A 23,079-nucleotide genomic window follows, 5' to 3' on the forward strand; every position below is an offset into this window, starting at 1 on the left:
CGCGGTGCACAAGGCATACACCGCTTTCGCACCTAGAACGTTTAATTCTTTTTTTCATCGTTTTCGGAGTCATTAAATCTCCCGTCGCGATCACGACGCCCCCCCACGGGCGTTCCAACACTGGCTCGCCACTGGCAATCCCGGCGCTTACCTGAACCCTTGTTCTAGCGAAAATGACCAGACAGGTGCACGGGTCATGAAGACCCCGTGCGCCTGCCTTTATAGCTTCAGGATGGCTTGCGCTCGGCGGAGCTGGAGCACGCGCACGTCGGGATCCACCACGACCTGCTCGGGCTTGAAGTCCGAGTGCAGCGTCACCTCGGCCTGCTCATCGGGGCCCAGCACCCGCGTCTCGCGCGCGTCACGGTAGTCGGGCGAGGGTTGGACCGGGCCGGTCACATTCTCGTCGCGCTCGGGGAAGCGCTCGCCCTTCGTCACGGCGATCTCCACGGGCATGCGGCCGGTGCCCGCGTTGCGCACCACCACCGTGGTCACCCACTTCGCGCCATCCGCCGTCACGCGCGGCTCGGACAGGTGATACTCGGGCACCGACACCTGGAAGAACCACTGCTGCGCGAAGGCGTCGAACGCGGCGGCGTCCGGCGCGAAGGGCCGCAGCTCCGCGAGGAAGTCCTGCAGCACGGGGTGGTCCTCGTCGGGGATGTAGTGGCGCAGGAAGGCCTGGAGCCCCGCCTGCATGGCGGGCCGGCCCATCAGGTCCTCCAGCATCCAGAACGTCCACCCGCCCTTGTCATACAGGACGGTGTTGTCGCCCTCGCGCGAGTCATCCAGCTTCACCAGCGGCTGCTCTCCATCCACGCGGCGGTTCTTCCCGTAGCGCTCCTCCAGCCGACGCGCGGTCTCCATCCGCTCGTAGGCGCCCTCCAGCTGTTCAATCAGCCGGAGCGACGAATAGTGGGACATGCCCTCGGACAGCACGTTGCCGCCGGGCCCCTTGCCAGGAATGAGCAGGTTGCCCCACCACTGGTGCGCCGCCTCATGCGCCGTGACGAGCAGCACCGCGTCCGCGCGCGGAGAAGCGCGGGTGAGGAAGCCAATGGACTCCGAGAAGGTGATGTTGGTGGGAAAGCCTTGCGCGTAGGTGGCCAGGCCCGGGAACTCCGAGAGCTTCAATTCCTTCCAGGGATAGGGATAGAACCATTCAGAGTAGTACTTCCGCGCCGCGTCCAGCCCTCGCACCATGCGCGCCACGTTGTAGCCATGCGCGGGGTGATGGAAGACGACGGTGCCGTCGCCCTTCACCTCGCTCCAGCGCCCCGCGACGATGTTGAACATGCTCACCGGGTGGTCGCTCGTCCACACCGTCACGCGGCGCCCGTCCTTCACCTCATCCGAGGCGCGCGTGCCCACCGAGTTGAGCGTGTACTCCGCCGGGCCGCTGAGCTGGATGCGCGTGGTGAAAGGCTTTCCAGTGCCCCACCCCGCCGGCGTCAGCCCCTCGTAGAAGTGGTCCGAGTAGACGCGCGGCTCGTACTGGTTCTCCTTCTTGTCCACGCCCACCGTCTCCAGGTAGCCCACCACCGGCGCGAAGGTCGGGCCCTCGCTGGTGAGCACCACCCCCGAAGGCAGGATGAACTCACTGCGCTCGCCACCGTTGCGCGACACGCCCTGCGGGAAGACGCCGTGGAACTCGAAGCCCACCTTCGTCGTCGCGCCCGTCGCCAGGGGTTGGGCGGGCGTGAAGACATACAGACTGGAGCGGTTCTCCGGCGTCACCTCCTGGCCATCCACCGTCCAGCGCACGTCTTGCCAGTGGTCGCCGCCTGAGAGGGCAAAGCGCTCCAATGGCTGCGCATGCCGGTTGATGAGGGTGTAGGTCCCGCGCGTGCGCAAGGTGCCCGCCACGGGCTCCAGGTCCACGGACAGGTCCACGTCCACGATGGCCGGCTGCGGGGCGTCCTTCCACGTGGCCAGGTTCTTCTGCCAGTACTCCTTCGCGCGCTTCTTCGCCGCGTCGCCCTCGAAGCCCTCGCCCACGCGCAGGCCCAGCAACAACAACACCGCCGCGGGGAACGCCGCGAACGGGACCAGCCGACGCGCACCGCGCAGCAATCCCGAGGGACGCACCTGCTCCAACACGCTCACCGAGTCCCGCGCGCGGCGCGCATCCAGCCGGACCGCCAGCGCGGTGAAGAACACCGCCAGCCCGAGCGCGGCCAACCGGTTGAGCACCACCGCCGGCCGGTCCAGCTCCAGCGGCCCCATGTCCGACCAGCGCACCGTGCTCCACATGGGCCAGTTGGTCACCCACGTCAGCTTCTCGCGCGCCGCACCCAAGCCCGTGAGGCCCAGCGCGCCGAGCGCGAGGCCATAGGCCCCGAAGCGCCCGCCCGCCAGCGCGCGCGCCGCCAGCACGAAGCTGGTCCACAACACGAAGGTGGGCACGAGCAGCAGGCCCCAGACAATCGCGTAGGGAATGAGCGACAGCGACACCGTCCCCTGCACCGCCTGCACGACGACACCCGCGAGCGACAGCGCGCCCAGCATCGCCACGCCCACCACGCTGTTGGCGAGCGCCTTGCCCGCGAGCACCGACAGCGTGCGCACCGGCGTGGCCGAGTGGATGGGTGAGAAGCCACTGGCCGCCTCTCGCTCCAGCGACTCCACCGTGTAGAAGAGGAGCAGCAGGCACACGAGCACCGTCGCGTCGTTCGACATCCGCAGCGCGAAGCGCCCGGGCGTCAGCAGGAGCGGCGTGTCGAACGGGCCCACCGCGCTCAGCGCGGTCACCGCCGTCTGGAACACGATGATGGGCACGAACAGGTACAGGCCCGGCTGGGACAACAGCCCGCGCACCTCCGCGCGCGCGACGTGCCACAGCCCCCGCACGATGCCCGGGGGCCGCACACCCATGCCCAGCGACGCGAGCGGCGCGCCTTCAATCCGCCCCGCCGCGCCATGCCGCGCCGCGCCCGTCAGCGCCTCGGCCTGCGCCAGTCGCGGCACGCGCACCGTCACCTGACCTCGCAGCGCGCGCGCGAAGTGCCGCTGACTCCACGCCACCGCGCCCAGGCCCAGCCCCACGAGCACGAAGCGGCTGATGACGAAGAGGGCGTCCAGGCCCACCGGCTGCGTGTTGTAGAAGTCCACGCCCCGGTCCACCTTGAGCCACGTCTCGGAGAGCCAGCGGAAGCCGGCCGGCTCCAGGGCCATGAGGAAGCGGTTGAGGCGTGGATCCAACCACCCCGGCGACCAGTCCCAGAGGAAGAAGATGCAGAGGAAGAACAGGCCCACCGGCAGGAAGTAGACGAGCACCGGCCGCCGCGTGGCCTCGCCCGTCGCGAACGCCGCGCCTGTCATCAACACGAGGAACGGCAGGCCGAACCACAGCAGCGGGCGCAGGTACGCGGACAGGACGAACGGGCCGCGGAACTCGGCGGCCTCTCCCGCGGGCACCACGTGGTGGAAGAACATCAGGAAGCCCACCGTGGCGCAGAGCGACAGCGCGTAGGCAATCACCACCGCGAGGAACTTGCCCCACACGTACTCGCCCGGCGTGAGCGGCGAGCTGTGGAGCAGCGGCTGCACGCGCGCCTCTTCATCCGAGATGACGCTCATGCCCGCGCCCACGGAGACGAAGAAGGACTGCAGGAGGAAGGTGAGGAAGACGACCATCTGCGAGACGGCGAACTCGCTCGTCGCCCACGCCTTCTTGCCGCCCACCTGGCTGGCGCCCGAGTCGATGGTGACGTTGCCCGAGGACACGCCCCACACCACCAGGAAGGCGAGGAGGATGAGGACCCAATACAGCGGGCGTCGCATCTGATGGCCCAGCTCCGTGCGCAGCACGGTGCCCAGGCGGGAGCGACTCATCGCGCCACCTCCACGGCGGCGGGCGCGGGGGCCGTGGCGGGTGCATCCGCGGGCGCGTCGCGCATGAGCAGGTGGTACGCGTCCTCCAGCGTGGGCGGCACGTGCTCGAAGCCCGCGGGCGCCACCCCCGAGGGCACGTGGATGCGCACGCGGTTGCGCCCCTCGAAGAGGACGGCCTGGGTGATGCGGTGCGCCTGCTGGAACGCGGACATCTCCGCGGGCGGCACCGAGCCCTCGAAGAGGGTGCCCTGGATGGCGGCCTTCGCCTCGGTGGGGCTGGTGATGGCCACCACGCGGCCGGTGCGGATGACGGCGAAGCGCGGGCACAGCATGGCCACGTCCTCGACGATGTGCGTGGACAACAGCACGGTGCGCTCGCTGGCGACCTCCGCGAGCAGCCGGTAGAAGCGCAGGCGCTCCTCGGGGTCCAGGCCCGCGGTGGGCTCGTCCACGATGATGAGCTTGGGGTTGCCCGCCAGCGCCTGCGCGATCCCCAGCCGCTGCCGCATGCCGCCCGAGTACTCCTTCACCTTGCGCTTCGCCGCGAACGTGAGGTTCACGCGCTCCAGCAGCTCGGCGCACAGCTTGGGCAGGCCCTGCGGCGCGGTGACGCCCTTGAGGCGCAGCAGGTACAGCAGCATGTCCTGGCCGGAGAGGTACGGATAGAAGCCGAACTCCTGCGGCAGGTAGCCCAGGTGCGGGCGGAGCTGCTCGGGATGACGCACCAGGTCCATCCCCTCCAGCGTCACCTCACCGGAGGTGGGCTCCAGCAGTCCCGCCAGGATCTTCATCAGCGTGGACTTGCCCGCCCCGTTCGGCCCCAGCAGGCCAAACATCCCCCGCGGTATCTCCAGGTCCACCCCTCGCAGCGCGGCCACGGGCCCCGGATACACCTTCACCAGATTGCGCAAAGTGAGCATGGAGCCCACTACGTCTGGCAGGGCGTTTCATTTCCAACCCAGGAGGATCAGCTCAGCTCCTCCAGGCGGATGCGCACGACCTTGCCCGCCACGGTGGGCAGCGCCTCGATGGCGGCCAGCGCGGCCACCACGTGCTTCTCCTGCGTGCGGTGCGTGAGCAGGAGGATGTCCGCCTGTTGCTCTCCGGCGCGAGGCTCCTTCTGGATCATCGCGGCGATGGAGATGTCACGGTCCGCGAGGATGCGCGTGATGTCCGCCACCACGCCGGGCCGGTCCTGCACGCGCAGGCGCAGGTAGTAGCTGGTGGTCGTCTCGCCCAGGGGGAGGAAGGGCACGTCGGACAGGCGGTCCGGCTGGAACGCCAGGTGCGGCACCCGCTGCTCGGGGTCGGCGGTGTGCATGCGCGTGACGTCCACCAGGTCGGCGATCACCGCGCTCGCGGTGGGCTCGGCGCCCGCGCCGGGGCCGTAGTGCAGCGTCGCGCCCACCGCGTCGCCCTTCACCAGCACCGCGTTCATCGCGCCCTCCACGTTGGCGATGAGGCGCCGCGCGGGGATGAGCGTGGGGTGCACGCGCAGCTCGATGCCCGCGGGCGTGCGGCGGGTGATGCCCAGCAGCTTGATGCGGTAGCCGAACTCCTCCGCGTAGCGGATGTCCTCGCGCGTCAGGTGCGAGATGCCCTCGGCATAGGCGCGGTCGAACTGCATGGGCACGCCGAACGCGATGGACGCCATGATGGTCAGCTTGTGCGCCGCGTCGATTCCCTCCACGTCGAAGGTGGGGTCCGCCTCCGCGTAGCCCAGCGACTGCGCCTCCTTCAGCACCGTCTCGAAGGACGCGCCGCGCGCGCGCATCTCGGAGAGGATGAAGTTGGACGTGCCGTTGATGATGCCGGCGATCCACTCGATGCGATTGGCCGACAGGCCCTCGCGCAGCGCCTTGATGATGGGGATGCCGCCCGCGACGGCCGCCTCGAAGGCCACCATCACGCCCCGGGCATGCGCCGCCGCGAAGATTTCATTGCCGTGCAGCGCGAGCAGCGCCTTGTTCGCCGTCACCACGTGCTTGCCCTGCGCGATGGCGGCCAGGACGTGCGTGCGCGCGGGCTCGATGCCGCCCATCGCCTCCACCACGATGTCCACGTCCGGATGCGCGATGACCACCGCGGGGTCCACCGTCAGCGCCACCCCGGCGGCGCCGCGAGTCCCCACCCGCGCCTTCTCCAGCGTGCGCGTGGCAATCCAGGTGATGCGGATGGGGCGCCCCGCGCGACGGGTGATTTCCTCACCGTTGCGCAGGAGCACATCCCACGTGCCCTTGCCCACCGTGCCAAAGCCCAGCAGGCCCACCTGAAGCGGCTTCATCTGTGTCGAGCTCATCGCGCCGTCATCCTCGCCGATATGGCCTCGCGCGACGAAGGCCCCCACGCTCACGGCGAGCGGGGGCGGGGATACCACCCCTGCGCGAACAGCCGAGCGTAGTAATGCCCCACCAACTTCTGGATGGCGTTCACACACGCCTCGCGGCGGCGGTCCGCCTCCGGCGCATAGGCAGCCAGGTCATTGATGGAGCCCATGCCGCCGTGGAACATGCCCATCAGGCTCACGGCGTACTCGTACTTGGCATATTCCTCGGCTGAGTCGAACACGAGCCGCGCCTGCTCCGCGGTGTCATGGAAGGCCGTGGCCGGCGAGGGGTAGCGCTCCTCGAGCGCGGTGGCGAACGCGCGCATCGTGGTCAGCACGGAGTCCTGCAGCGCGGACTCGTTGGTCGCGGGGGACGACGACATGTCGCCATCATCGCGTGCCCGGGGCACTCCGGTGCAAGGAACTTGAAGGATGTCCGCCACTGGTCGCCCGCCTCCCCCTCCCGGGAGTGTCGCCGGGGGGTGCTCAGAACCCGGGATACATCGTGCTCATGGCGTTACAGGACGGGTGTGAAACAACGGCCGGTCCATCCAGACAAGGATGGACCGGCCGGAGCGTCGGAGCCGCGTGAGCGGGCTCAGTTCACGCTGACAGCGGCCCAGGCCGCGCCCACCGCGGTGTACTGGGTGCTGGGCATGCCGTAGAGGTCCTTGGCCGCGTTGAGCGTGGCCGTGCGCGCCGCCTTGTAGTTCGTCGAAGACGTCATGTAGACGGTCAGCGCGCGGTACCAGATCTTCGCGGCGGCATCGCGGCCGATGCCCGTGACGACCAGACCGTTGCAGGTCGGGCTGGCCGGGCTGCCCGCCGAGCCCTGCGCCAGCAGGTAGAAGAAGTGGTTGGCGACACCGCTGGAGTAGTGCACGTCCAGCCCGCCCACGCTGCTGGACCAGCAGTTGGCCGACGAGCCATCCGTGTTCGGCTTGTACATGTAGCGGAGCGCGTCGCCCGCCTTGTTCGGCGTGTAGATGACCTCGCCGATGAGGTAGTCACCCGGGTCGTTCGCGTTGTTGGCGTAGAACTCCACCATCGAGCCGAAGATGTCGCTGGTGGCCTCGTTCAGGCCGCCGGACTCGCCGGAGTAGGTGAGGTTGGCGGTGCGGCTCGTCACGCCGTGGGACATCTCGTGGCCGGCCACGTCCAGCGCGGTGAGGGGACGGAAGGTGGTGCCGTCGCCGTCGCCGTACGTCATGCAGAAGCAGCTGTCCTGCCAGAACGCGTTGTTGTAGCGGGTGCCGTAGTGCACGCGGCTGTAGCCGGTATTGCCGGCGTTATCGATGCCGTTCCGGCCGTGCACGTTCTTGTAATAGTCATACGTGACCTGCTGGCCGTAGTGCGCGTCCACGCCCGAGGACGCCGCGTCGCTCGTCGTGCCGTTGCCCCACACGTTGTCCGCGTCGGTGAACACCTTCCCGGTCGCGTAGTTCATCGTGTAGAAGCCGTTGCCGCGCGTCACGTCGCGCATCTCGTAACCACCGGTGATGGAGTTCGTCCCGATGCTCACGGTGCCCGAGTTGATGGACTTGCCCGTGCCCACCGCCGCGGCGGTCTCCACGCCGTCCCACGAGCCGCGCAGCTCGCCGGTGCGCGCATCCACCAGCACGTGCAGCTCGCTCGGGGTGCCATCCGGGCGCACGCCCTCGAGCACCACCTCGTAGGCCACCGCCGCCTTCATGTCCGGGCGCGCGTCCACCATCAGCTCCGCGCTGGACGGGCCGCTGCGCTTGCCCACGAAGGCCTTCTCGGCGTACGTCGTCGCCGCCGCCGCATCCAGCACCGGCTTGGTCGACAGGCCCTTGAGCGACACGTCCGAGGCCCACGTCACATCCGAGGCCAGCCCGGCGCCGCGGTTGTGGACCACCACGTCACCGCCCAGCACGCGCAGGCCGCCGAGGGTGCGATCAAACCGCACGTGCTCCGCGCCGGTGTCGTCCACGAAGACGGTGCGCGTCACGAACTTCTCGGAGGCGTCGCCGCTCGCCACCAGGCCCATCGCCCGCGAGGCGATGACGGACTGCTCGGACGCGTCCATGACCTCACGCGAGTCATTGACGGTCGCGTGATTCGAATCACCACAACCCCACAGCGCAAGCGTAGCGACAGCGGCCGGCAGGATTCGCTTCATTCGGTTTGCTCCTCCAGGGGTGAGTCGGCCGGCCTTATATTCATTGATTGCTCGACTTTAATAGATGACACGTTTTTCACGGTAAACAACCCTGGAGTCGGAAGCGCCCCGCTCAAAAGGCAGGCGGGCGTGCCTGGGCAACACCCGAGCCGCGCTCCAGGGCGATACCGACTCGCCCGAGCGTGCCCTCATCGAAGAGTCGACCAATCAACGTCACGCCGTGCGGGACGCGGCGCGGCGGAGCAAAGGATGGCAGGGGGCGTTGCGGGTTGGGCGCCCAGTCGCTGCGCGCGCGGGTGATGTCGACGAAGCCCGTGCGCACGGTCAGCGAGGGATGACCGGTGAAGTTGGAGAGGGTGAGCATTTCGTCGCGCAGCGAGGGCACGAGCAACACGTCCACGTGAGACATGACACGAGCCATCTCCGCGGCCATCTTGCGACGCAGCCGGTCCGCCTGAACGAAGTCCACGGCGGACAGGAAACGCGCCTGGCGAAACAGATTGGGCCACGCATCCGAGACCTGCATGGTCAACGCATCCACGCCGTGAGACAGCGTGAGCTCCTCGAAGGCCGCGGCGGCCTCGGCGAAGGTGATGACCTGGAGGGAGGAGTAAGGCCAGTCCGGCAGGGACACCTCCACGGGCTCCAATCCCTGCCCACGCAGCGTCTCCAGCGCGGCGCGGTCCACCTCGGTGGCGGGGCTCTGCTCCATCCACGCCGGCACGTAGCCCACACGCAGGCCCTTCACCTTCGCGGTGGCGTCGAAGTCGAGCTTGGACGGAACGCTCGCCACATCGCCCGCGTCCGGCCCGGTGAGCGCGGAGAGGACCAGCAACGTGTCCTCCACGCCGCGCGCCATGGGCCCCAGCTTGTCGAGCGACCAGCACAGCGTCATGGCTCCGGTGCGCGGCACGCGGCCATAGGTGGGGCGCAGGCCCGCCACGCCGCAGCGCATGGACGGCGCGATGATGCTCCCGCCCGTCTCGCTGCCCAGCGCGAAGCCCACCAGTCCCGCCGCCGTGGCCGCGCCGGGCCCCGCGCTGCTGCCGGAGGCGCCCTCGTCCAGACACCAGGGGTTCTTCGTCTCGCCGCCGAACCAGATGTCATTGAGCGCGAGCGCGCCCAGGCTGAGCTTCGCGACGAGCACCGCGCCCGCGCGATGCAGTCGCTCGACCACGGTCGCGTCGGTGGTGGGCACCCGGTCGCGGAAGGGCTCGGCGCCGTAGGTCGTGGGGATGCCCGCGGTGTCCACCAGGTCCTTGGCTCCCCAGGGGATGCCATGCAGGGGGCCTCGGTACTTGCCCGCGGCCAGTTCGGCGTCGGCGCGCTTCGCCTGCGCGAGGGCCAGCTCGGGCGTCAGGGTGATGACGCAGCGGAGCTTCGGGTCGAAGCGGCGCAGGCGCTCCAGGTAGATGTTCGTGAGCCGCTCGGAGGACAGCACGCGCGACTCAATCCAACGCGAGAGCTGCGTGACGGGAGCGTGGGCGATGTCCTCGTCACGCGCGGGCAGCGGCGTCGCCACGGCGCGGCTCCGCACGAAGCGGTCGCGCGCGGGGCCCACGTTCGCGTTGCCCATCGCGGGATTCCACTGCGACGCGGGCGCGAGTGACGGCTCCAGCGCCACGTTGCGCGGTCCGGTGCGGCGCTCCAGGAAGGGCGCCATCGACTCGCGCCAGTTGCCCACGGCCTGGGCGCGCTCGGCGGGCGTGTAGCGCACCTGCGCCAGCTTCTCGGCCTCGGCGAGGGTGGCGACGCTCACCTCGGGACCCACGGTGGGTCCCGCGCCGAAGGTGGGCGGCGCCCCCGGCGTGGGCAAGGTACCCGCGTCAGGGGATGCGGCGGCGGGAACCGCGGTGGCTGCGAGCCCCACGGCGGCATGGGTCAGGAACTGCCTGCGCGAGCTGGACATGGGCGTCCTTGCGGAAGAGAGAGCCCGCGAGTCTGCCATGCCCATCCAGGGGCTCAGTCCTGGTGCACGTCCTTGAAGGCCAGCATCTCGGGGAGCCGCTGCTCGCGCGCATCGTCGAAGCCGCACGTGGCATCCCAGCGCGGCGGATTCTCATACGTGCCGAAGAGCATGTCCCACCACGGGATGTCTCCGTAGTTGTTGCGGTGCTTCCCATGCTCATGGTGGATGCGGTGCATCTCCGGGCGTTGGAAGAACCAGCCCACCCACTGCGGCGTGCGCACGTTGGTGTGATAGAAGAACTCGCCCAGCGCGGTGCAGGCCGTGTAGACGGCGCCCGCCGCCGGGCTCAAGCCCAGCACCGTGTAGACGAGCAGTCCGCCGATGATGCTGTTGACCGTCATCTCCAGCGGGTGCTTGTAGAAGCTGGTGATGACCTCCAGCCGCTGCGGGCTGTGATGAATCTGGTGGAACAGCCGCCACAGCACATCGTTCGTGTGCCGCACGCGGTGCCACCAATAGAAGACAAACGTCGCGATGAAGTACGCCACGACTCCGCCCACGACGGGAGACACGTGCGCGGACAGGTGGAACAGGGACCTCGCGGACAGCCACCGCTCCCACGTGAAGCCCGCCAGCACGACCACCGCCACCTGCACCAGGTTGATGGCCACCACACGCAGGTGCCAGCCACGCACGCGAGGCAGCGTCCAGCCACGGAAGACGTGCTCGATGACGAAACAGACCCCGGCGATGGCGACAAGGATGGGCAACATGGAACCCCTCATGGGTTGCGGACCCCGTCATGACGCCCGGGTGCTCGCATCGGTTCCAGCGTATGGCACAGACACTGTCACTTCGCTGCGGCTCACTCCGGGGAGACCCTGGCATGCTCTCGGGCCATGGCACGTCCCTCTGCTCTCTCCGCGCGGCTTGGCTACGTGGACACCCAGGCCACCTTCGTTCAGGCAGCCTTCCTCGCGGCGCATGGCGCCTGCGCTCGAGCGGGAGGGTTCCGCGTCTCGGACGTCCGCTTCTACTTCCTGCTCTTCACCAACTGGGCGGAGCACGACGTCACCCGCCCCTCGCAGGACATCGACCTCACGCAGGTGCGGCGCACGCTGGAGCGCCTGCGCCGCGCGGGCTATGCGGAGGCCAGCACCAGCACGAAGGACCCGCGCGTCGCGCGCGGCCAGCGCTACGTCCTCACCGGAGAGGGCCTCGCGCTGCTCGCGGAGGGCGTCGCCGCGAGGGACCGCGCGCCCTTGGAGGAGGCCCTGTTCGTCGTCTGCTTCGCGGCCAGCTATCGCGACGCGGTGCTCTCCCGCGTGGAGGGCCGAGCCCGCGCGCCGTCGCTCTCGGTCCGCCGCCGCGTGGAGCGCGCGTTGGATCCGCTGCGCCTGGTGCGCGAGGCCCACCGCACCGCGAGCGCCGTGCTGCAAGACCTGGAGGAGCGCGTGAGCACGGGGCTGAAGTACGAGTCGAGGACCCGCGATGCGCTCGCGCGCGGCGTGCCCGAAGCGGACATTGTCCGTGAGCTGGAGGCCGCGGGTTCCTATCAACTCCACCGCGTGAGGCCCCTGGCCGAGCTGCTGCTCGCGCTGCCCGAGGACCTCCGCCACTTCGAGCTGACGCAGGGCATGGGCCTGCGCTCACGACTGCTCTTCGCCCCGCTCGCCGAGCGCGCTCGCGCGGAGCGGGACGTGCTGGCGAGGCTGGAGCGACACCTCGCGAGCTGAACCGAGCGGCTGGGAAGATTCGGCCTCGCGCGCGTTCGGGAGACGCCACCCGAAATCGCGAGGAATGACATGAAGCCTGTCCTGCTGACCGCCGCGCTCGCCGCCGTCCTCTGCACCACATCCGCCCACGCCGACACGTTCCAGGGCTCCGTGCCGCTGCCGGCGCACTACGCCGGCAACATGCCGTCCACCGCGCTGCAAACCCTCACCGCCCAGCCGTACATCGCGCTCGACTGGAGCAGCTACACCGCGCCCGCCGGGCAGAGCCTCTATGCGCGCCTGTGCATGTCCTATACGGACAGCGGCTCTCTCTCCGCGAGCGAGGGCATCTGGGTCGCCATCATCCCGTACCTCTACACGGGCTCGAACGCGCACTACTGGCTCTTCAACAGCACCAGCTCGTCCTCGTCCGTGTCGAAGCAGGCGTGCTCCAACTACAGCGACGGCGGGGCCACGGTGAACGGCTGGATTCCCACCAGCGCGCTGTCCTGCCAGTCCTCGCCGCTGAACGCGAGCTGCACGCTCAAGGCCTACGCGCGCTCGAGCGCCGCCACGCTGCCGGTCACCATCCACTCCGTCTGGCTGGAGGTCGTCTCGCGCTGAGGCTCACGCGGCCGCCGCGCGGCCCTCTTGGAGAAACGCCACCGCGTCTCGCACCACGTCCGGGTGATGCAGGATGCGGTGGTGTCCCAGCCCCGTCGTGCGCGTGATGCGAGCCCCGGGCCACAGGCGCGCGTACACCTCGCCGGCCGCCAGCGGCACCTCGGCGTCTCCCGCGTCGTGGAAGACATGCAGCGGCACGCGCATCCGCGGCGCGAACAACCCCGCGCGGTCCTCCGCGGGGCGATGGCCGAAGCGCTCCACCATCTTCCCCATCAGCCGCGACTCCACGCCCTCCGGCAACCCCACAAAGTCCGCGAACCAGCGCACGGCCGTGGTGGGGTCCGACGGCGGCGCCAGGAACACCGCCCGCTGCACGGACAGACCATCCCGCATGGCCAGCGCCGCCGCGGCCGCGCCAAAGCTGTGCGCCACCACCGCGTGCGGCCCACCCGTCGCCCGCGCCACCGCGGACACCATGTCCTTCATCTCGGGCAAGGAGCTGGTGCGCCCCGATGACTCGCCATGCGCCGGCGCGTCGTACGTCACCACCGAGAAGCCCGCGTCCACCAGCGGCTCCACGAAGGCGGTGAGCTGCCCGCCATAGCCGCTCCACCCGTGCACCAGCAGCACGCGCGGCCCATGGCCCCAGCTCCACACCGCCACCTGCTCGCCGCCCAGTCGCAGGAAGCGGCGGCGCCCCGTCGCCAGCACCGACTCGGCCGTGCGCGAGCGGCGCGGACGCCGAGGCGTGAGGAACACCTGCTCGGCCCAGGACGCCACCCACCCCGGCGCCACCGTGCCGGCACCTTGCACCGCCACCCGCAGCGCCTGGGACATCATTTTAGTGCGAACGTTCGTGCTATTTTCAGCCATGACGTGGGCCTCATGCAGGGAGCCCCAGCGGGCTCCGGGAGCGTCGAAACACGCGCGGCCCTAGGAGGGCCGGGCGCGAACACAGGAGAGCAACACCTCGAAGGCACGCCGGGCGCGCGCCTCACCTCGCGGGTCCCTCAAGAGGCGCGCCGCGTGGTGGTACCCCAGGAACACCGCGTATTCGTCATGGGCGAACTGGTCCACGTCCGTGTCCGCCCGGAAGTGCCCTTCGGCCACCGCGATTCGGGCCGCTTGCGCCAGGCAGTCCAACCAGTCCCGCTGCGTCTGCACCAGCCGGTCTCGCGCCGGCCCGGGCGAGTCATCCAGCTCCACCGCCGCCGCCACGAACAGACAGCCGCCCTCCAGCTCCTCGTCGCGCGCCCAGTTCGTCAGCCAGTTCTCGAACAGGGCCCGCACGCGCGGCTCGCCGCGTGGCTGGGTCAACGCCGGGCGGATGACCCGCTCGGTGAACCGCGCGCTGGCCGCCTCCAGCACCTCCACCTGGAGGGAGACCTTGGAGCGGAAGTGCGCGAACAGGCCGCTCTTGGACAGGTTCAGCTCGTCCGCCAGGCCGCCAATGCTCAAGCCCTGCAATCCCACGCGGCTCGCCACGCGGACCGCCCGCTCGAGAATCGCCTGGTGCGTCAGCTCGCCTTTCCGCATCACGCTCCCTGAGATAAAACGGTCGTGCTTTTTTCGCAAGTCCGTCGCCCCAAGGGGCGGCCGACTCAGCCCTCGGTGTTGCGGAGGAAGTCGGCCACCTGGGCGAAGCGGTCGTCCAGGAAGCGGCGCAGGCCGCCGGTGACGCCGCGCGCGTCCAGGGCCCGGGCCATGCTGCGCAGCCACGCATCGCGCATGGCGACATCCACCGGCACGTGGCCGTGGCGCATGCGCAGGCGCGGATGGCCGTGCTGGGCGGCGTAGTGCTGCGGGCCCCCCAGCCATCCGATGAGGAAGAGGCCGAAGCGCTCGCGCGTGCCGCGGTTCACCCGGCCCGCCTCGTCCAGCTCATGGATGCGGGCGAGCGCGGGCTCGGTCGCATCCATGGCGTCATAGAAGGCCTCGGCCAGCGCGATGACGGCCGCTTCGCCGCCCAGGCGCGCGAAGGGCGTGTCGTCCAGCGTGGGCACCCAGTCATCCGAGGGGGGCAGCTTCAACTCGATGGGCATGGTCTCCTTCAACGTCGGGCCGGGCTGGGCCATTCGCGGCGGCGGAGTGTGCCCCAACCCGGGACATGGGACACGGCCGGAAGCACGGGCTCACTTCGCCCAGCGCTTGGGTCGCTTCTTGAGGGTGTTGAGGCCCAGCCCGTCACAGAAGGCCAGGAAGGCGGACTCCGGGACGCCCTGCCACTCCAGGTCCGCGAGCGACCGCGTGTCCGGCAGCGGCGCATCCGTCACCAAGGTGGCCAGCGTGCGATACAGCCGCGCCTCCTCACGGTGTGCGCGCAGCGTGGCGGCCAGCTTGTCCGCGCCCCGAGGCCGAGCCCCCCACGCCGAGGCGTCATCGGGGATGGACTCCAGGTGGCCATGCGCGGCCAACACCGCCGCCGCGCCCTTCTCTCCGAAGCCCGGCAGGCCCGGGATGCCGTCCGCGTCGTCGCCCATCAGCGCGAGCAGGTCGGGGATGCTCGCGGGCGCCACGCCTGACTTCGCGCGCACCGCGTCCTCGTCCAGCTCCTTCTCCTGCCGGCGGTCTACCTGGACCACCTTCCGCCCGCGGACGCACTGCCCCAGGTCCTTGTCCGGCGTGAGCAGGCGCACCTGCTCCACCTCGCCCGCGAAGCGCGCGGCGGCGGTGGCGAGCGCGTCGTCCGCTTCGTGCTCCTTCATGGACCACACCCGGACGCCCAACACGCGCACCGCGGCTTCGACCAGGTCGAACTGCGAGCGCAGCTCGGGAGGCACGCCCTCGTCGCTCTTGTAGCCCGCGAACAGCGCGTTGCGGAACGAGCGGATGGGGTTGTCGAAGGCCACCGCCACGTGCGTGACGGCCTCGGCCTTGTCGTGCAGGAGCGCCAGCAGCGAGGACATCACGCCCACCGTCGCCTTCACGTCCCGCCCATCCGGAGACACCGTCCCCGGGCGCGGCGAGAAGTGCGCGCGAAACAGCTCATACGTGCCATCCACCAGGTGCAAGCGCATGGGCTCCCCTCTATCGCTCCTCGCGCGCGGCGGCCAGCCAGGAGCGCGCCCGCATGGTGGGACGGCCATGCCCACCCGCCCGGCACGCGAGCGCCTCTGCCCCCGTTGTCAGGCACCCAACGGGGAAGCACCTCTCGTCGTGTGAATGAAGGCGCGGTGCGCTCGCGCGCCCCCTCGCGCCTCGGCCGGAGGTGAACGATGCGACCGAAGCTTTGTGCCAGCTTGCTGTGCCTCACCCTCGCGGGATGCGCCGGCAGTCAGGTGCGCCACGCGACCCAATCGCAGCGCGTCCACGCGGAGGCGTCCCTGCGCGCCGCCGAGGAGTCCGGCGCCGAGCGAATCCCCGAAGCCGCGCGGCACATGACCTACGCGCGCCAGCAACTCACCCGCGCCGAGAAGCTGCTGGGCGAGGGCGAGCAGAAGAGCGCCGCGCTCCAGTTCGACCAGGCCGCGGCGGACGCGGACCTCGCGCTGGCGTTGGCCCGAGCGGTGCCCCTCGAGGAGCAGGCGCGCCGCACCACCGATCAGGTCGAGGCCCTGCGCCGAGGCCAGCAGTAGAGAGCCGAGAGGAGAGCGTCATGTTGCCTTGGAAGCACGGATGGAAGGTCATCGCCGGAGCTCTGGCGCTCACGGCGGTGGGATGTGCCCATGCGCCGGCGCCGCGCGAGCTGGTCGAGGCGCGCTCGGCCTATCAGCGCACCGCCGAGAGCCCCGAGGGCCAGGCACGTCCCAAGGACGTCGCCGCCGCCCGCGAAGCACTCAAGCAAGCCGAGAACGAGTACGCGAAGAGCCAGGACTCGGCGCGCACGCGCTCGCTGTCCTACGTGGCCCTGCGCAAGGCGCAGCTCGCGCAGGTGCGTGGAGGCGCGGAGCTGGCCGCGCAGCAGCAGGCCCAGTCTCAACAGGCGCTGCTGGAGGCGCAGCAGCAACAGCAGCAGCGCACGCAGGCGGAGCTGGACTCCACGCGCCAGCAGCTCGCGGCCGCCGAGAACGCCCGGCAGGAAGCCGAGCGCCAGCGCTCCGAGGCCCACTCGATGGCGCAGACGCAGCAGTCCGCGTCGCAGCAGCAACTGGAGTCCGAGCGTCAGGCCCGCGCCGAGGCGGAGCAGCGCGCCCAGGAGGCGGTCAGCCAGTTGGACAAGCTGTCCAACGTGAAGGTGAAGGAGGAGGCCCGGGGCACCGTGGTGACCCTGTCCGGCAGCGTCCTCTTCGCCTCGGGCCAGACGGACCTGCTGCCCTCCGCGCGCAACCGGCTCGGGGACGTGGCCGGCGCGCTCAAGGAGTCCAGTCGGCCCCTGCTCATCGAGGGCCACACGGACTCGCAGGGCTCGGATGCCTTCAACGAGCAGCTCTCGTTGCACCGCGCCGAGCGCGTGCGCGACTACCTGGTGAGCCAGGGCGTGCCCGCGGATCGCATCGAGGTGCGCGGCCTGGGTGAGTACCAGCCCGTGGCGAGCAACCGCACCGCCGAGGGCCGCGCCAACAACCGCCGCGTGGAGATTGTCGTCGAGCGCGGCGTGGCGAACACGGGCGCGACGCAGTCCGGCGGCGTGGGCGGCAGCGGCGCGAAGGGCGAGCAGCCACCGCACAAGAAGCCGTCCCATGACAAGTCGTCGCACGCGCATCCCTCGCACGAGTCGTCGCATGACGGGTCGTCGCACGAGAGCCCTTCGAGCGAGAGTCCGTCGACTCCGAAGCAAGAGCCCGCCCCCACCTCACCGCAGCCGTGAGGACCTGGACGCTCCGGCCGGACGTTCCCTCCGGCCGGGGCGTCGTCACAGCTCCGGAACAGGAAGACTCCCGGAGCACGTGGACTTCTGTCGCCAGGCGCGCGCCTCGCATCCGGACGCGCTAGCGTTCGCCCAGGTCCGCGCCATGCCGAGCGACAGCCCTCCCCTCTTGCTCACCACCGAGCGCCTCCACGTCACCCAGCTCCCCTCGGATGCGGCGGCGCGCGTGCTGGCGTACTACGACACCAACCGTGAGCACCTGGGCGCGGTGTCCCCCACGCGGCCCGCCACCTTCTTCTCCACGACCTACTGGCGCACGCGGCTCGCGCAGGACCGCGAGGAGTTCCGCCACGACATCTCCTTGCGCCTGTACCTGCTGCCGCGCGAGGCCCCGCCGTCCTCGGCGCCCGTCATCGGCAACATCTCGCTGACCCATATCCGCCGGGGGCCGCTCCAGGCCGCGGACCTGGGCTATGGGCTCGACCGGCACCACACGGGACAAGGCTTCATGACCGAGGCCCTGCGCGCCGTGTGCGACTACGCCTTCAGCGGCATGGGCCTGCACCGCCTTCAAGCCAACCACCTGCCGGAGAACCTCAAGAGCGCCGCGGTGCTGCGACGCATGGGCTTCGCCGTGGAGGGCTACGCGCGGGACTTCCTCCTCATCGACGGGCACTGGCGAGACCACGTGCTCACCTCGCTCGTCGCGCCGCCGGAGCCCGGCCTGCTCGCGGGCCCGTGAGCCCGCGGCCGTCACCCGCGCTTCGTCATGTCGAACAGCGCGCGGGCCTGCGGCCCCAGGAAGCCGTCGAAGTGCGGCGCTCGCTGGGCGATCTCGAAATAGGCATAGGGCCACGCGCGCGTCGCGCCGCCCTGGAGCAGCACGGGCAGCGGGGAGGCGTGCGTGGCCGTCTGCCGCAGCGCCGTGCCGGGCTCCCCCTCGATGTCCGCCTTCATGGGCACGCCGGCCTCGCGCATGCGCCGCTGCCAGACGTCCACGTCATCCACCGAGCCGGTGAAGTGGTTCACCTTGCGCCCGAAGGCCAGGAGCCAGGCGCCGTACTGGCTCTCCCTCTCCAGCTCCAGCAGCGCGGCCTCGGAGGGCGGCGGCGGCGCGTGGAACCAGGCGGCCAGCGCCTCCACGTCCTCGGGCGGAGGCGGATCCTCCGGCAGCGTCGCCAGCAGCTCGCGGGCCCGGGCCGACAGCTCCTCGGACTTCAGCTCGGAGATGAACACCCGCGGCAGCCCTTCCGGGTGGGCCAGATAGATGGCGGACAGGTGCGCGTCCGGGAACGTGTACGCGCCCGCCGCGCGCCAGCCGAGCCGCTCGAACGGCCGGGACATCAGCGCGATGCCGCCTCCCGGGCGAGCCAGCGAGCGCAGCGCGACGTGGTCATTGCGGAAGGTGCCCCCACAGAGCGTCACGAAGGTGCGCGCGTAAGGCACCTCGGAGGCGTAGCGCTCCCACAGCAGGTCCAGCAGACGCGAGGCGGCGGAGGTCGTCATGCGCGGCAGTCTATGCACCGCTCACGCGCTCAAAAATGAGCGGCGGCGCGCGACTCCCGATCCTTGGAGGGGATTTCATCGGAGTCGCGCGCCGCCGAGAGCGACCAGCGAAGACTTATGGCTTCCCGCCGACACCCACCCACTCCCAGTACGCGTTGACATCCGTCAAGCGATCCTGCGGCGGCGCTCGAAAGCGGGCGGGGGAATAGGGTGTGTGGAGGAGAAAAGCCAGACCGTTGCAAGGTCTTTCATCAGAATCACAATGCATCGTCATTAAGTCTATCTAATTTACTCTTTCTTGACCGTAAGATTGCGCCATGGGTGTGTATTGTTCCTACTCGCGCAACCCGCCGTCACTCCAGGACTTTTCTCGGAGCCCCCCCGCCTCGCGCCGGCGCCTCACGTCCTCCCCGTGTTTCCAACGTTTCAGGTCACTGACGCTTTCTCGGAATTGTTGAAAGCCAGTCGCGCCCGAGCGGGTCACCGCGCTCAGTGCAGGTGGTCGGGGAGCATGGGGAGACCGTGGAAGAAGCGGCGCCCGTTCTCGAAGCGGCGGTGAAACGCGGAGCGATCCACCAGGTAGAGCCGGGCCATCTCCTCTTCCCCGTAGGCGCGGAAGAAGACGGCGCGGGCCTCGTCGCAGGCCTCGTCGTAGGCGGCACAGAGCGCCTCCCAGTCCTCGGGGGGCAGCTCGTCCTCGGGCCAGCCCTCGTCTCCGAGGCCATATTCGCGCTCGAGCGCGTCCAGCTCGCGCGCGAGGAAGCGAACGCGCGCGTCCTCGGAGATGGACTCGTCCGCCATGGCGGTGAGCAGGTGGGCCACGAGGAAGAAGCCCGCGTCCGGCGGCACCGAGCCCTCGTCACGGGCTCCGCGAAAGGCGACCAGGAGCTGCGCGTCCATCGCGTCGTCGCCGAGCTCCATGAGGCGCGCGGCCAACCCGCGCCACCGGGCCTCGGTCTCTCGCGCCTCTTGGAGGGACGCCGTCAGGTCGTGTTCTCGCGTCTTCTTCATCATGCCGTGCTCCTGTCGGGGAAACGCCCGAGGCTCCCATTCCGGTCTGACGCGCGGGGCCCTTTCCCTCAACGCGTCAGCACCGAGCTGCGTTCATGGGCCGCGCGCGACCCACTCGGCGCGAAACCCGCGCCGACGGTGGACGCACCAAGGACCCTGGAGCCATGCTCGCGAGCACCGTGCTCGCGACCCTTCGCTCCGTCACCCCCGAGGATTCGCCCTTCTTGTTCGCGCTGTACGCCAGCACCCGCGCGGAGGAACTCGCCGCCTGGGGTTGGGCTCCTGCCCAGTCGGATGCATTCCTGCGCCTGCAATGGCTCGCGCAGCAGCGGGACTGGTCCCTGCGCTTCCCCGGCGCGGAGCACCATGTCGTCCTCCACGACGGACGACCCGCCGGACGATTGCTGGTGTCACGCGCGGAAGACGCGGAAGCGTGGCGGCTGGTGGACGTGTCGCTGCTGCCCGAGCACCGCGGCGCGGGCCTGGGAACCCACCTGCTGAAGTCCCTCCAGGCCGAGGCGGCGCGCGCCGGACGCCCCCTGCACCTGAGCGTGCGCGGGGACAACCCGGCGCGCCGGCTCTATGCGCGGCTCGGCTTCCAGGAGCAACCGAACCCGGAGCCCGGCGACCCCTACGTGGCCATGCGGTGGAGTGCGCCCGCCCCTTGAAACGCGAACGGCCCGCGAGCCATCAGGCACTCGCGGGCCGCATCGCTTCGAGCGGGGACGCTCGGGCTCAGCTCACAGCAGCAGGTCTTCCGGCTCGGGCACCACCGTCGTGAAGATGTAGCCCGCGGAGCCCGCCGTGGCGGCCACGAAGGCCGCGCCGAAGACGGGGTTGCTGCCACCGATGCCGCCGTTGCCACCGCACGCGCCACCGCCGCTGCCCGCCGTGTTGGAGGCGGAGCCCACGCTGTCCGCGCCCGCCGCGCCGGCGTTCACCGTCACCGAGCCCGTGGTGCTGATGGCGTTCGGCGAGATGAGGTGGATGATGCCACCGCCACCGCCACCGCCACCGCCCGCGCCCGCCGTGCCGCCGTTCACGTTGCGACCCGGTGCGCCCGCGCCACCGTTGGCGCGCAGCGCGCCACTCACCGTGAGGTTGCCTCGGGACGCGATGACGATGACGCCACCCGCGCCGCCGCCCGCGCCGCCCGTGTCATTGGCGGTGCTGGCCGGATCCGTCCCCGCGTTGCCGTTGGCGAGGATGGAGCCGCCCACCGAGATGGTGACGTTGCCGCGCGCGGCGATGAACACCGAGCCGCCGCCCTCGCCGCCGTTCATGAAGATGCCGCGATCCCCCGAGCCACCCGCCGCGGCCACCGGGCGGAGCACATGCGAGGCCTGCAGCTTGCCCAGGCCCACGCCCCCCGCGATGGTGGCGGGCGCCGACAGCGACAGGCCTGCCTGCGCGCTACCCGCGCCCGTGTCCTGCGTCCCCGTCGCCACGAGGATGGTGCCGTTCACGAGGACGTCACCCGTGGCGCGCAGCGTGGTGCCGCTCGGCAGGATGAGCGTGCCGTAGATGGTGATGTTCGTGAACTGCAGGTGGTGGCGACCGGCGAGCGTGTCGAAGCCCGCCGCCGTGGTCAGGTCCAGGGTGGAACCCGACCCGACGTTGAGCACGCCGCCCGAGCCATCCCCGTAGACGTTCATTCCGCCCGCGGGGCCCTGGGGGCCAATCGCGCCCGTGGCTCCGGTGGCACCCGTGGCGCCCGTCGCACCGGTGGCGCCCGTCGCGCCCATGGCGCCCTGCACACCCTGGGGCCCCTGCGCGCCGTTGCACACGTAGCGCGTGAACGCGGCGTTCACCTCGCCGGCCTCCAGCGCGCCGTTGCCGTTGGTGTCCGTGCCAATCTGGATCCGCGTGCCACCCGTCGCGCAGTTCGCGCCCGCGGGCTCCACCGCGGTGGCGGACAACGAGTGCAGCCCCGTCGGGCCCTGCGCGCCCGTGGCTCCCGTCGCGCCCGTGGCTCCGGTGGCGCCCTGGATACCCTGGGGGCCCTGCGCGCCGTGGCACACGTAGCGCGTCTGGGGCGCGCTCACCTCGCCGGCATCCAGCGTGCCGTTGCCGTTGGTGTCGAGCCCCACTTCGACCTTCACGCCACCCGTCGCGCAGTTCCCGCCCGCGGGCTCGGGGGTGGTCTTCACCAGCGCGATGTCCCCCTTGTCGCCCTTGTCGCCCTTCGCACCCTGCGCGCCCGTGGCGCCTTGAGCACCCGTGGCACCCGTCGCGCCGGTGTCACCCTTCGCGCCCGTGGCGCCCACGTCGCCCTTGAGGCCCTGGAGTCCCTGCGCGCCCACCGCGCCCGTCGCGCCGGTGTCGCCCTTGGGGCCCTGGATGCCCTGCGCGCCCGTCGCGCCCACCGCGCCGGTGGCGCCCGTGTCTCCCTTGGGGCCCGTGTCGCCCGTGTCGCCCTTGGGGCCCGTGGCGCCCGTGTCTCCCTTGAGGCCTTGCGGGCCCACGCCACCGGTGACGCCCTGCGCGCCGTTGCACACGTAGCGCGTCAGCTCCGCGTCGACTTCCTCATCGTCGAGGATGCCATCCAGGTCCTTGTCGACGCCGACCTCCAGCCTCACGCCGCCCGTGGCGCACGAGAGCCCCGGCAGCTCCGGAGCCGTGCGCGCCACCGCGCCCAAGCCGCGAGGTCCCACCGGGCCCACCGGACCTTCGGGCCCCTGCGGACCACCCGCCTGACCCGCGGGGCCCTGCGGGCCGACATCGCCCTTGTCTCCCTTGTCACCCTTCGCGCCCGGCGCTCCTGCCGCGCCCTGCGCGCCAGCGGGGCCTTGAGCGCCCTGGGCCCCCTGAGGACCCTGCGGCCCCTGAGCGCCCTGCGATCCTTGCGGGCCCGTGGACTCCGAGCATCCGGAGAGGACCAGCAGGGTCGTGAGAGACAAACTGCGGAACATCTTCCAGCCAGAAAGGCTGTGCGCGCGTGCATCGGCCATGAACGACTCCGTGAGTTCGAGATGTGCGGTCAGAGTCGGTCGACACAGCGGGTAGACCGGACCGCGGAATCACGTGCGGGGCCGCGCACACCAACTCAACGACAACGGACAGGAATCTTGCCTCGAAGGGCGATTTTTGACTAGACCATGCTTTTGCGTCCCCACGGGACGCCCAGCCGGATGCGGCCCCTTTCGCCTGGCTTTCGCTGACCCCACACCCCAGGACTCTCCGCTCGCCTCGCGCGAGGACGCTCCCTTTGCGCGCATCGGGAACGCCCGAGTCCTCCGCGTGTGGGCCCGCACGCACTGTCAA

At 70.5% G+C, this 23,079-nt stretch carries 20 protein-coding genes; 6 read left to right on the plus strand and 14 right to left on the minus strand.

All coding sequences use genetic code 11. The annotated features are described in order from the left end of the window. Positions 1-219: 219 nt before the first annotated feature. The 7 genes from JGU66_06630 to JGU66_06660 all read right to left on the minus strand — a co-directional run bounded on the left by JGU66_06630 (position 220) and on the right by JGU66_06660 (position 10,985). Positions 220-3,834, minus strand: coding sequence for a hypothetical protein (locus JGU66_06630; protein ID MBJ6760432.1), 3,615 nt, complete (start codon positions 3,832-3,834; stop codon positions 220-222). Next, the gene (locus JGU66_06635; GenBank protein ID MBJ6760433.1) at positions 3,831-4,754 is read right to left on the minus strand and encodes an ABC transporter ATP-binding protein; all 924 of its coding nucleotides are present in this window, start codon (positions 4,752-4,754) and stop codon (positions 3,831-3,833) included. Before JGU66_06635 ends, JGU66_06630 begins: the two co-directional genes overlap by 4 nt. 47 nt (positions 4,755-4,801) lie before the next feature. Next, positions 4,802-6,133 carry a homoserine dehydrogenase gene (locus JGU66_06640; protein ID MBJ6760434.1) on the minus strand — a complete coding sequence of 444 codons (1,332 nt, stop codon included), beginning with the start codon at positions 6,131-6,133 and terminating at the stop codon, positions 4,802-4,804. A gap of 50 nt (positions 6,134-6,183) precedes the next feature. Then, a complete protein-coding gene (locus JGU66_06645; protein MBJ6760435.1) occupies positions 6,184-6,543 on the minus strand; it encodes a hypothetical protein in 360 nt (119 codons plus the stop codon). Between the two features lie 215 nt (positions 6,544-6,758). Beyond that, positions 6,759-8,303 carry a M4 family metallopeptidase gene (locus JGU66_06650; GenBank protein ID MBJ6760436.1) on the minus strand — a complete coding sequence of 515 codons (1,545 nt, stop codon included), beginning with the start codon at positions 8,301-8,303 and terminating at the stop codon, positions 6,759-6,761. Positions 8,304-8,415: 112 nt separating this feature from the next. Beyond that, positions 8,416-10,212 (minus strand): amidase, encoded by a 1,797-nt coding sequence (locus tag JGU66_06655; GenBank protein MBJ6760437.1) that lies wholly within the window; start codon positions 10,210-10,212, stop codon positions 8,416-8,418. A gap of 53 nt (positions 10,213-10,265) precedes the next feature. Further along, positions 10,266-10,985: a sterol desaturase family protein gene (locus JGU66_06660; GenBank protein MBJ6760438.1), complete on the minus strand. Its 720-nt coding sequence runs from the start codon at positions 10,983-10,985 to the stop codon at positions 10,266-10,268. 126 nt (positions 10,986-11,111) lie between these two features. Here JGU66_06660 and JGU66_06665 point away from each other — a divergent pair, with 126 nt between their 5' ends. Together JGU66_06665 and JGU66_06670 are read left to right on the plus strand one after the other, a co-directional pair. Continuing rightward, positions 11,112-11,948 carry a hypothetical protein gene (locus JGU66_06665; GenBank protein ID MBJ6760439.1) on the plus strand — a complete coding sequence of 279 codons (837 nt, stop codon included), beginning with the start codon at positions 11,112-11,114 and terminating at the stop codon, positions 11,946-11,948. 69 nt (positions 11,949-12,017) lie between these two features. Beyond that, complete coding sequence (locus JGU66_06670; GenBank protein MBJ6760440.1) at positions 12,018-12,551, plus strand: hypothetical protein; 534 nt, start codon at positions 12,018-12,020, stop codon at positions 12,549-12,551. 3 nt (positions 12,552-12,554) lie between these two features. Here JGU66_06670 and JGU66_06675 read toward each other — a convergent pair whose 3' ends face one another. The 4 genes from JGU66_06675 to JGU66_06690 all read right to left on the minus strand — a co-directional run bounded on the left by JGU66_06675 (position 12,555) and on the right by JGU66_06690 (position 15,568). Beyond that, entirely contained in the window at positions 12,555-13,424 is an 870-nt protein-coding gene (locus tag JGU66_06675; GenBank protein MBJ6760441.1) for an alpha/beta hydrolase, read from the minus strand. Between the two features lie 60 nt (positions 13,425-13,484). Then, positions 13,485-14,087 (minus strand): TetR/AcrR family transcriptional regulator, encoded by a 603-nt coding sequence (locus JGU66_06680; GenBank protein MBJ6760442.1) that lies wholly within the window; start codon positions 14,085-14,087, stop codon positions 13,485-13,487. A 65-nt stretch (positions 14,088-14,152) separates the two neighbouring features. Next, entirely contained in the window at positions 14,153-14,593 is a 441-nt protein-coding gene (locus JGU66_06685) for a group II truncated hemoglobin (protein ID MBJ6760443.1), read from the minus strand. Between the two features lie 90 nt (positions 14,594-14,683). After that, positions 14,684-15,568, minus strand: coding sequence for a flap endonuclease (locus JGU66_06690; protein MBJ6760444.1), 885 nt, complete (start codon positions 15,566-15,568; stop codon positions 14,684-14,686). 198 nt (positions 15,569-15,766) lie between these two features. Between JGU66_06690 and JGU66_06695 the strand changes: the two genes are divergently transcribed. The 3 genes from JGU66_06695 to JGU66_06705 all read left to right on the plus strand — a co-directional run bounded on the left by JGU66_06695 (position 15,767) and on the right by JGU66_06705 (position 18,040). Continuing rightward, positions 15,767-16,126, plus strand: coding sequence for a DUF4398 domain-containing protein (locus JGU66_06695; protein MBJ6760445.1), 360 nt, complete (start codon positions 15,767-15,769; stop codon positions 16,124-16,126). 20 nt (positions 16,127-16,146) lie between these two features. Continuing rightward, complete coding sequence (locus tag JGU66_06700) at positions 16,147-17,298, plus strand: DUF4398 and OmpA-like domain-containing protein (protein ID MBJ6760446.1); 1,152 nt, start codon at positions 16,147-16,149, stop codon at positions 17,296-17,298. Positions 17,299-17,443: 145 nt separating this feature from the next. Next, positions 17,444-18,040 carry a GNAT family N-acetyltransferase gene (locus JGU66_06705; protein MBJ6760447.1) on the plus strand — a complete coding sequence of 199 codons (597 nt, stop codon included), beginning with the start codon at positions 17,444-17,446 and terminating at the stop codon, positions 18,038-18,040. 11 nt (positions 18,041-18,051) lie between these two features. Here the strand turns inward: JGU66_06705 and JGU66_06710 are convergent, their stop codons facing one another. Then, entirely contained in the window at positions 18,052-18,804 is a 753-nt protein-coding gene (locus JGU66_06710) for a DUF1338 domain-containing protein (GenBank protein MBJ6760448.1), read from the minus strand. 489 nt (positions 18,805-19,293) lie between these two features. Beyond that, the gene (locus tag JGU66_06715; GenBank protein ID MBJ6760449.1) at positions 19,294-19,815 is read right to left on the minus strand and encodes a hypothetical protein; all 522 of its coding nucleotides are present in this window, start codon (positions 19,813-19,815) and stop codon (positions 19,294-19,296) included. Positions 19,816-19,979: 164 nt separating this feature from the next. On the opposite strand from JGU66_06715, the gene JGU66_06720 reads away from it, so the two are divergent. After that, the gene (locus JGU66_06720; protein ID MBJ6760450.1) at positions 19,980-20,483 is read left to right on the plus strand and encodes a GNAT family N-acetyltransferase; all 504 of its coding nucleotides are present in this window, start codon (positions 19,980-19,982) and stop codon (positions 20,481-20,483) included. 72 nt (positions 20,484-20,555) lie between these two features. Here the strand turns inward: JGU66_06720 and JGU66_06725 are convergent, their stop codons facing one another. Continuing rightward, positions 20,556-22,766, minus strand: coding sequence for a collagen-like protein (locus tag JGU66_06725; protein ID MBJ6760451.1), 2,211 nt, complete (start codon positions 22,764-22,766; stop codon positions 20,556-20,558). Positions 22,767-23,079 lie beyond the last annotated feature (313 nt).

It is taken from the genome of Myxococcaceae bacterium JPH2 (assembly GCA_016458225.1).
Taxonomy (GTDB): domain Bacteria; phylum Myxococcota; class Myxococcia; order Myxococcales; family Myxococcaceae; genus Citreicoccus.

Bases quoted from the DNA above. Each gene is read 5' to 3' on its own strand.
- JGU66_06630 (MBJ6760432.1), bottom strand. From the start codon at position 3,834: ATGAGTCGCTCCCGCCTGGGCACCGTGCTGCGCACGGAGCTGGGCCAT.
- JGU66_06635 (MBJ6760433.1), bottom strand. From the start codon at position 4,754: ATGCTCACTTTGCGCAATCTGGTGAAGGTGTATCCGGGGCCCGTGGCC.
- JGU66_06640 (MBJ6760434.1), bottom strand. From the start codon at position 6,133: ATGAGCTCGACACAGATGAAGCCGCTTCAGGTGGGCCTGCTGGGCTTT.
- JGU66_06645 (MBJ6760435.1), bottom strand. From the start codon at position 6,543: ATGTCGTCGTCCCCCGCGACCAACGAGTCCGCGCTGCAGGACTCCGTG.
- JGU66_06650 (MBJ6760436.1), bottom strand. From the start codon at position 8,303: ATGAAGCGAATCCTGCCGGCCGCTGTCGCTACGCTTGCGCTGTGGGGT.
- JGU66_06655 (MBJ6760437.1), bottom strand. From the start codon at position 10,212: ATGTCCAGCTCGCGCAGGCAGTTCCTGACCCATGCCGCCGTGGGGCTC.
- JGU66_06660 (MBJ6760438.1), bottom strand. From the start codon at position 10,985: ATGTTGCCCATCCTTGTCGCCATCGCCGGGGTCTGTTTCGTCATCGAG.
- JGU66_06665 (MBJ6760439.1), top strand. From the start codon at position 11,112: ATGGCACGTCCCTCTGCTCTCTCCGCGCGGCTTGGCTACGTGGACACC.
- JGU66_06670 (MBJ6760440.1), top strand. From the start codon at position 12,018: ATGAAGCCTGTCCTGCTGACCGCCGCGCTCGCCGCCGTCCTCTGCACC.
- JGU66_06675 (MBJ6760441.1), bottom strand. From the start codon at position 13,424: ATGGCTGAAAATAGCACGAACGTTCGCACTAAAATGATGTCCCAGGCG.
- JGU66_06680 (MBJ6760442.1), bottom strand. From the start codon at position 14,087: ATGCGGAAAGGCGAGCTGACGCACCAGGCGATTCTCGAGCGGGCGGTC.
- JGU66_06685 (MBJ6760443.1), bottom strand. From the start codon at position 14,593: ATGCCCATCGAGTTGAAGCTGCCCCCCTCGGATGACTGGGTGCCCACG.
- JGU66_06690 (MBJ6760444.1), bottom strand. From the start codon at position 15,568: ATGCGCTTGCACCTGGTGGATGGCACGTATGAGCTGTTTCGCGCGCAC.
- JGU66_06695 (MBJ6760445.1), top strand. From the start codon at position 15,767: ATGCGACCGAAGCTTTGTGCCAGCTTGCTGTGCCTCACCCTCGCGGGA.
- JGU66_06700 (MBJ6760446.1), top strand. From the start codon at position 16,147: ATGTTGCCTTGGAAGCACGGATGGAAGGTCATCGCCGGAGCTCTGGCG.
- JGU66_06705 (MBJ6760447.1), top strand. From the start codon at position 17,444: ATGCCGAGCGACAGCCCTCCCCTCTTGCTCACCACCGAGCGCCTCCAC.
- JGU66_06710 (MBJ6760448.1), bottom strand. From the start codon at position 18,804: ATGACGACCTCCGCCGCCTCGCGTCTGCTGGACCTGCTGTGGGAGCGC.
- JGU66_06715 (MBJ6760449.1), bottom strand. From the start codon at position 19,815: ATGAAGAAGACGCGAGAACACGACCTGACGGCGTCCCTCCAAGAGGCG.
- JGU66_06720 (MBJ6760450.1), top strand. From the start codon at position 19,980: ATGCTCGCGAGCACCGTGCTCGCGACCCTTCGCTCCGTCACCCCCGAG.
- JGU66_06725 (MBJ6760451.1), bottom strand. From the start codon at position 22,766: ATGGCCGATGCACGCGCGCACAGCCTTTCTGGCTGGAAGATGTTCCGC.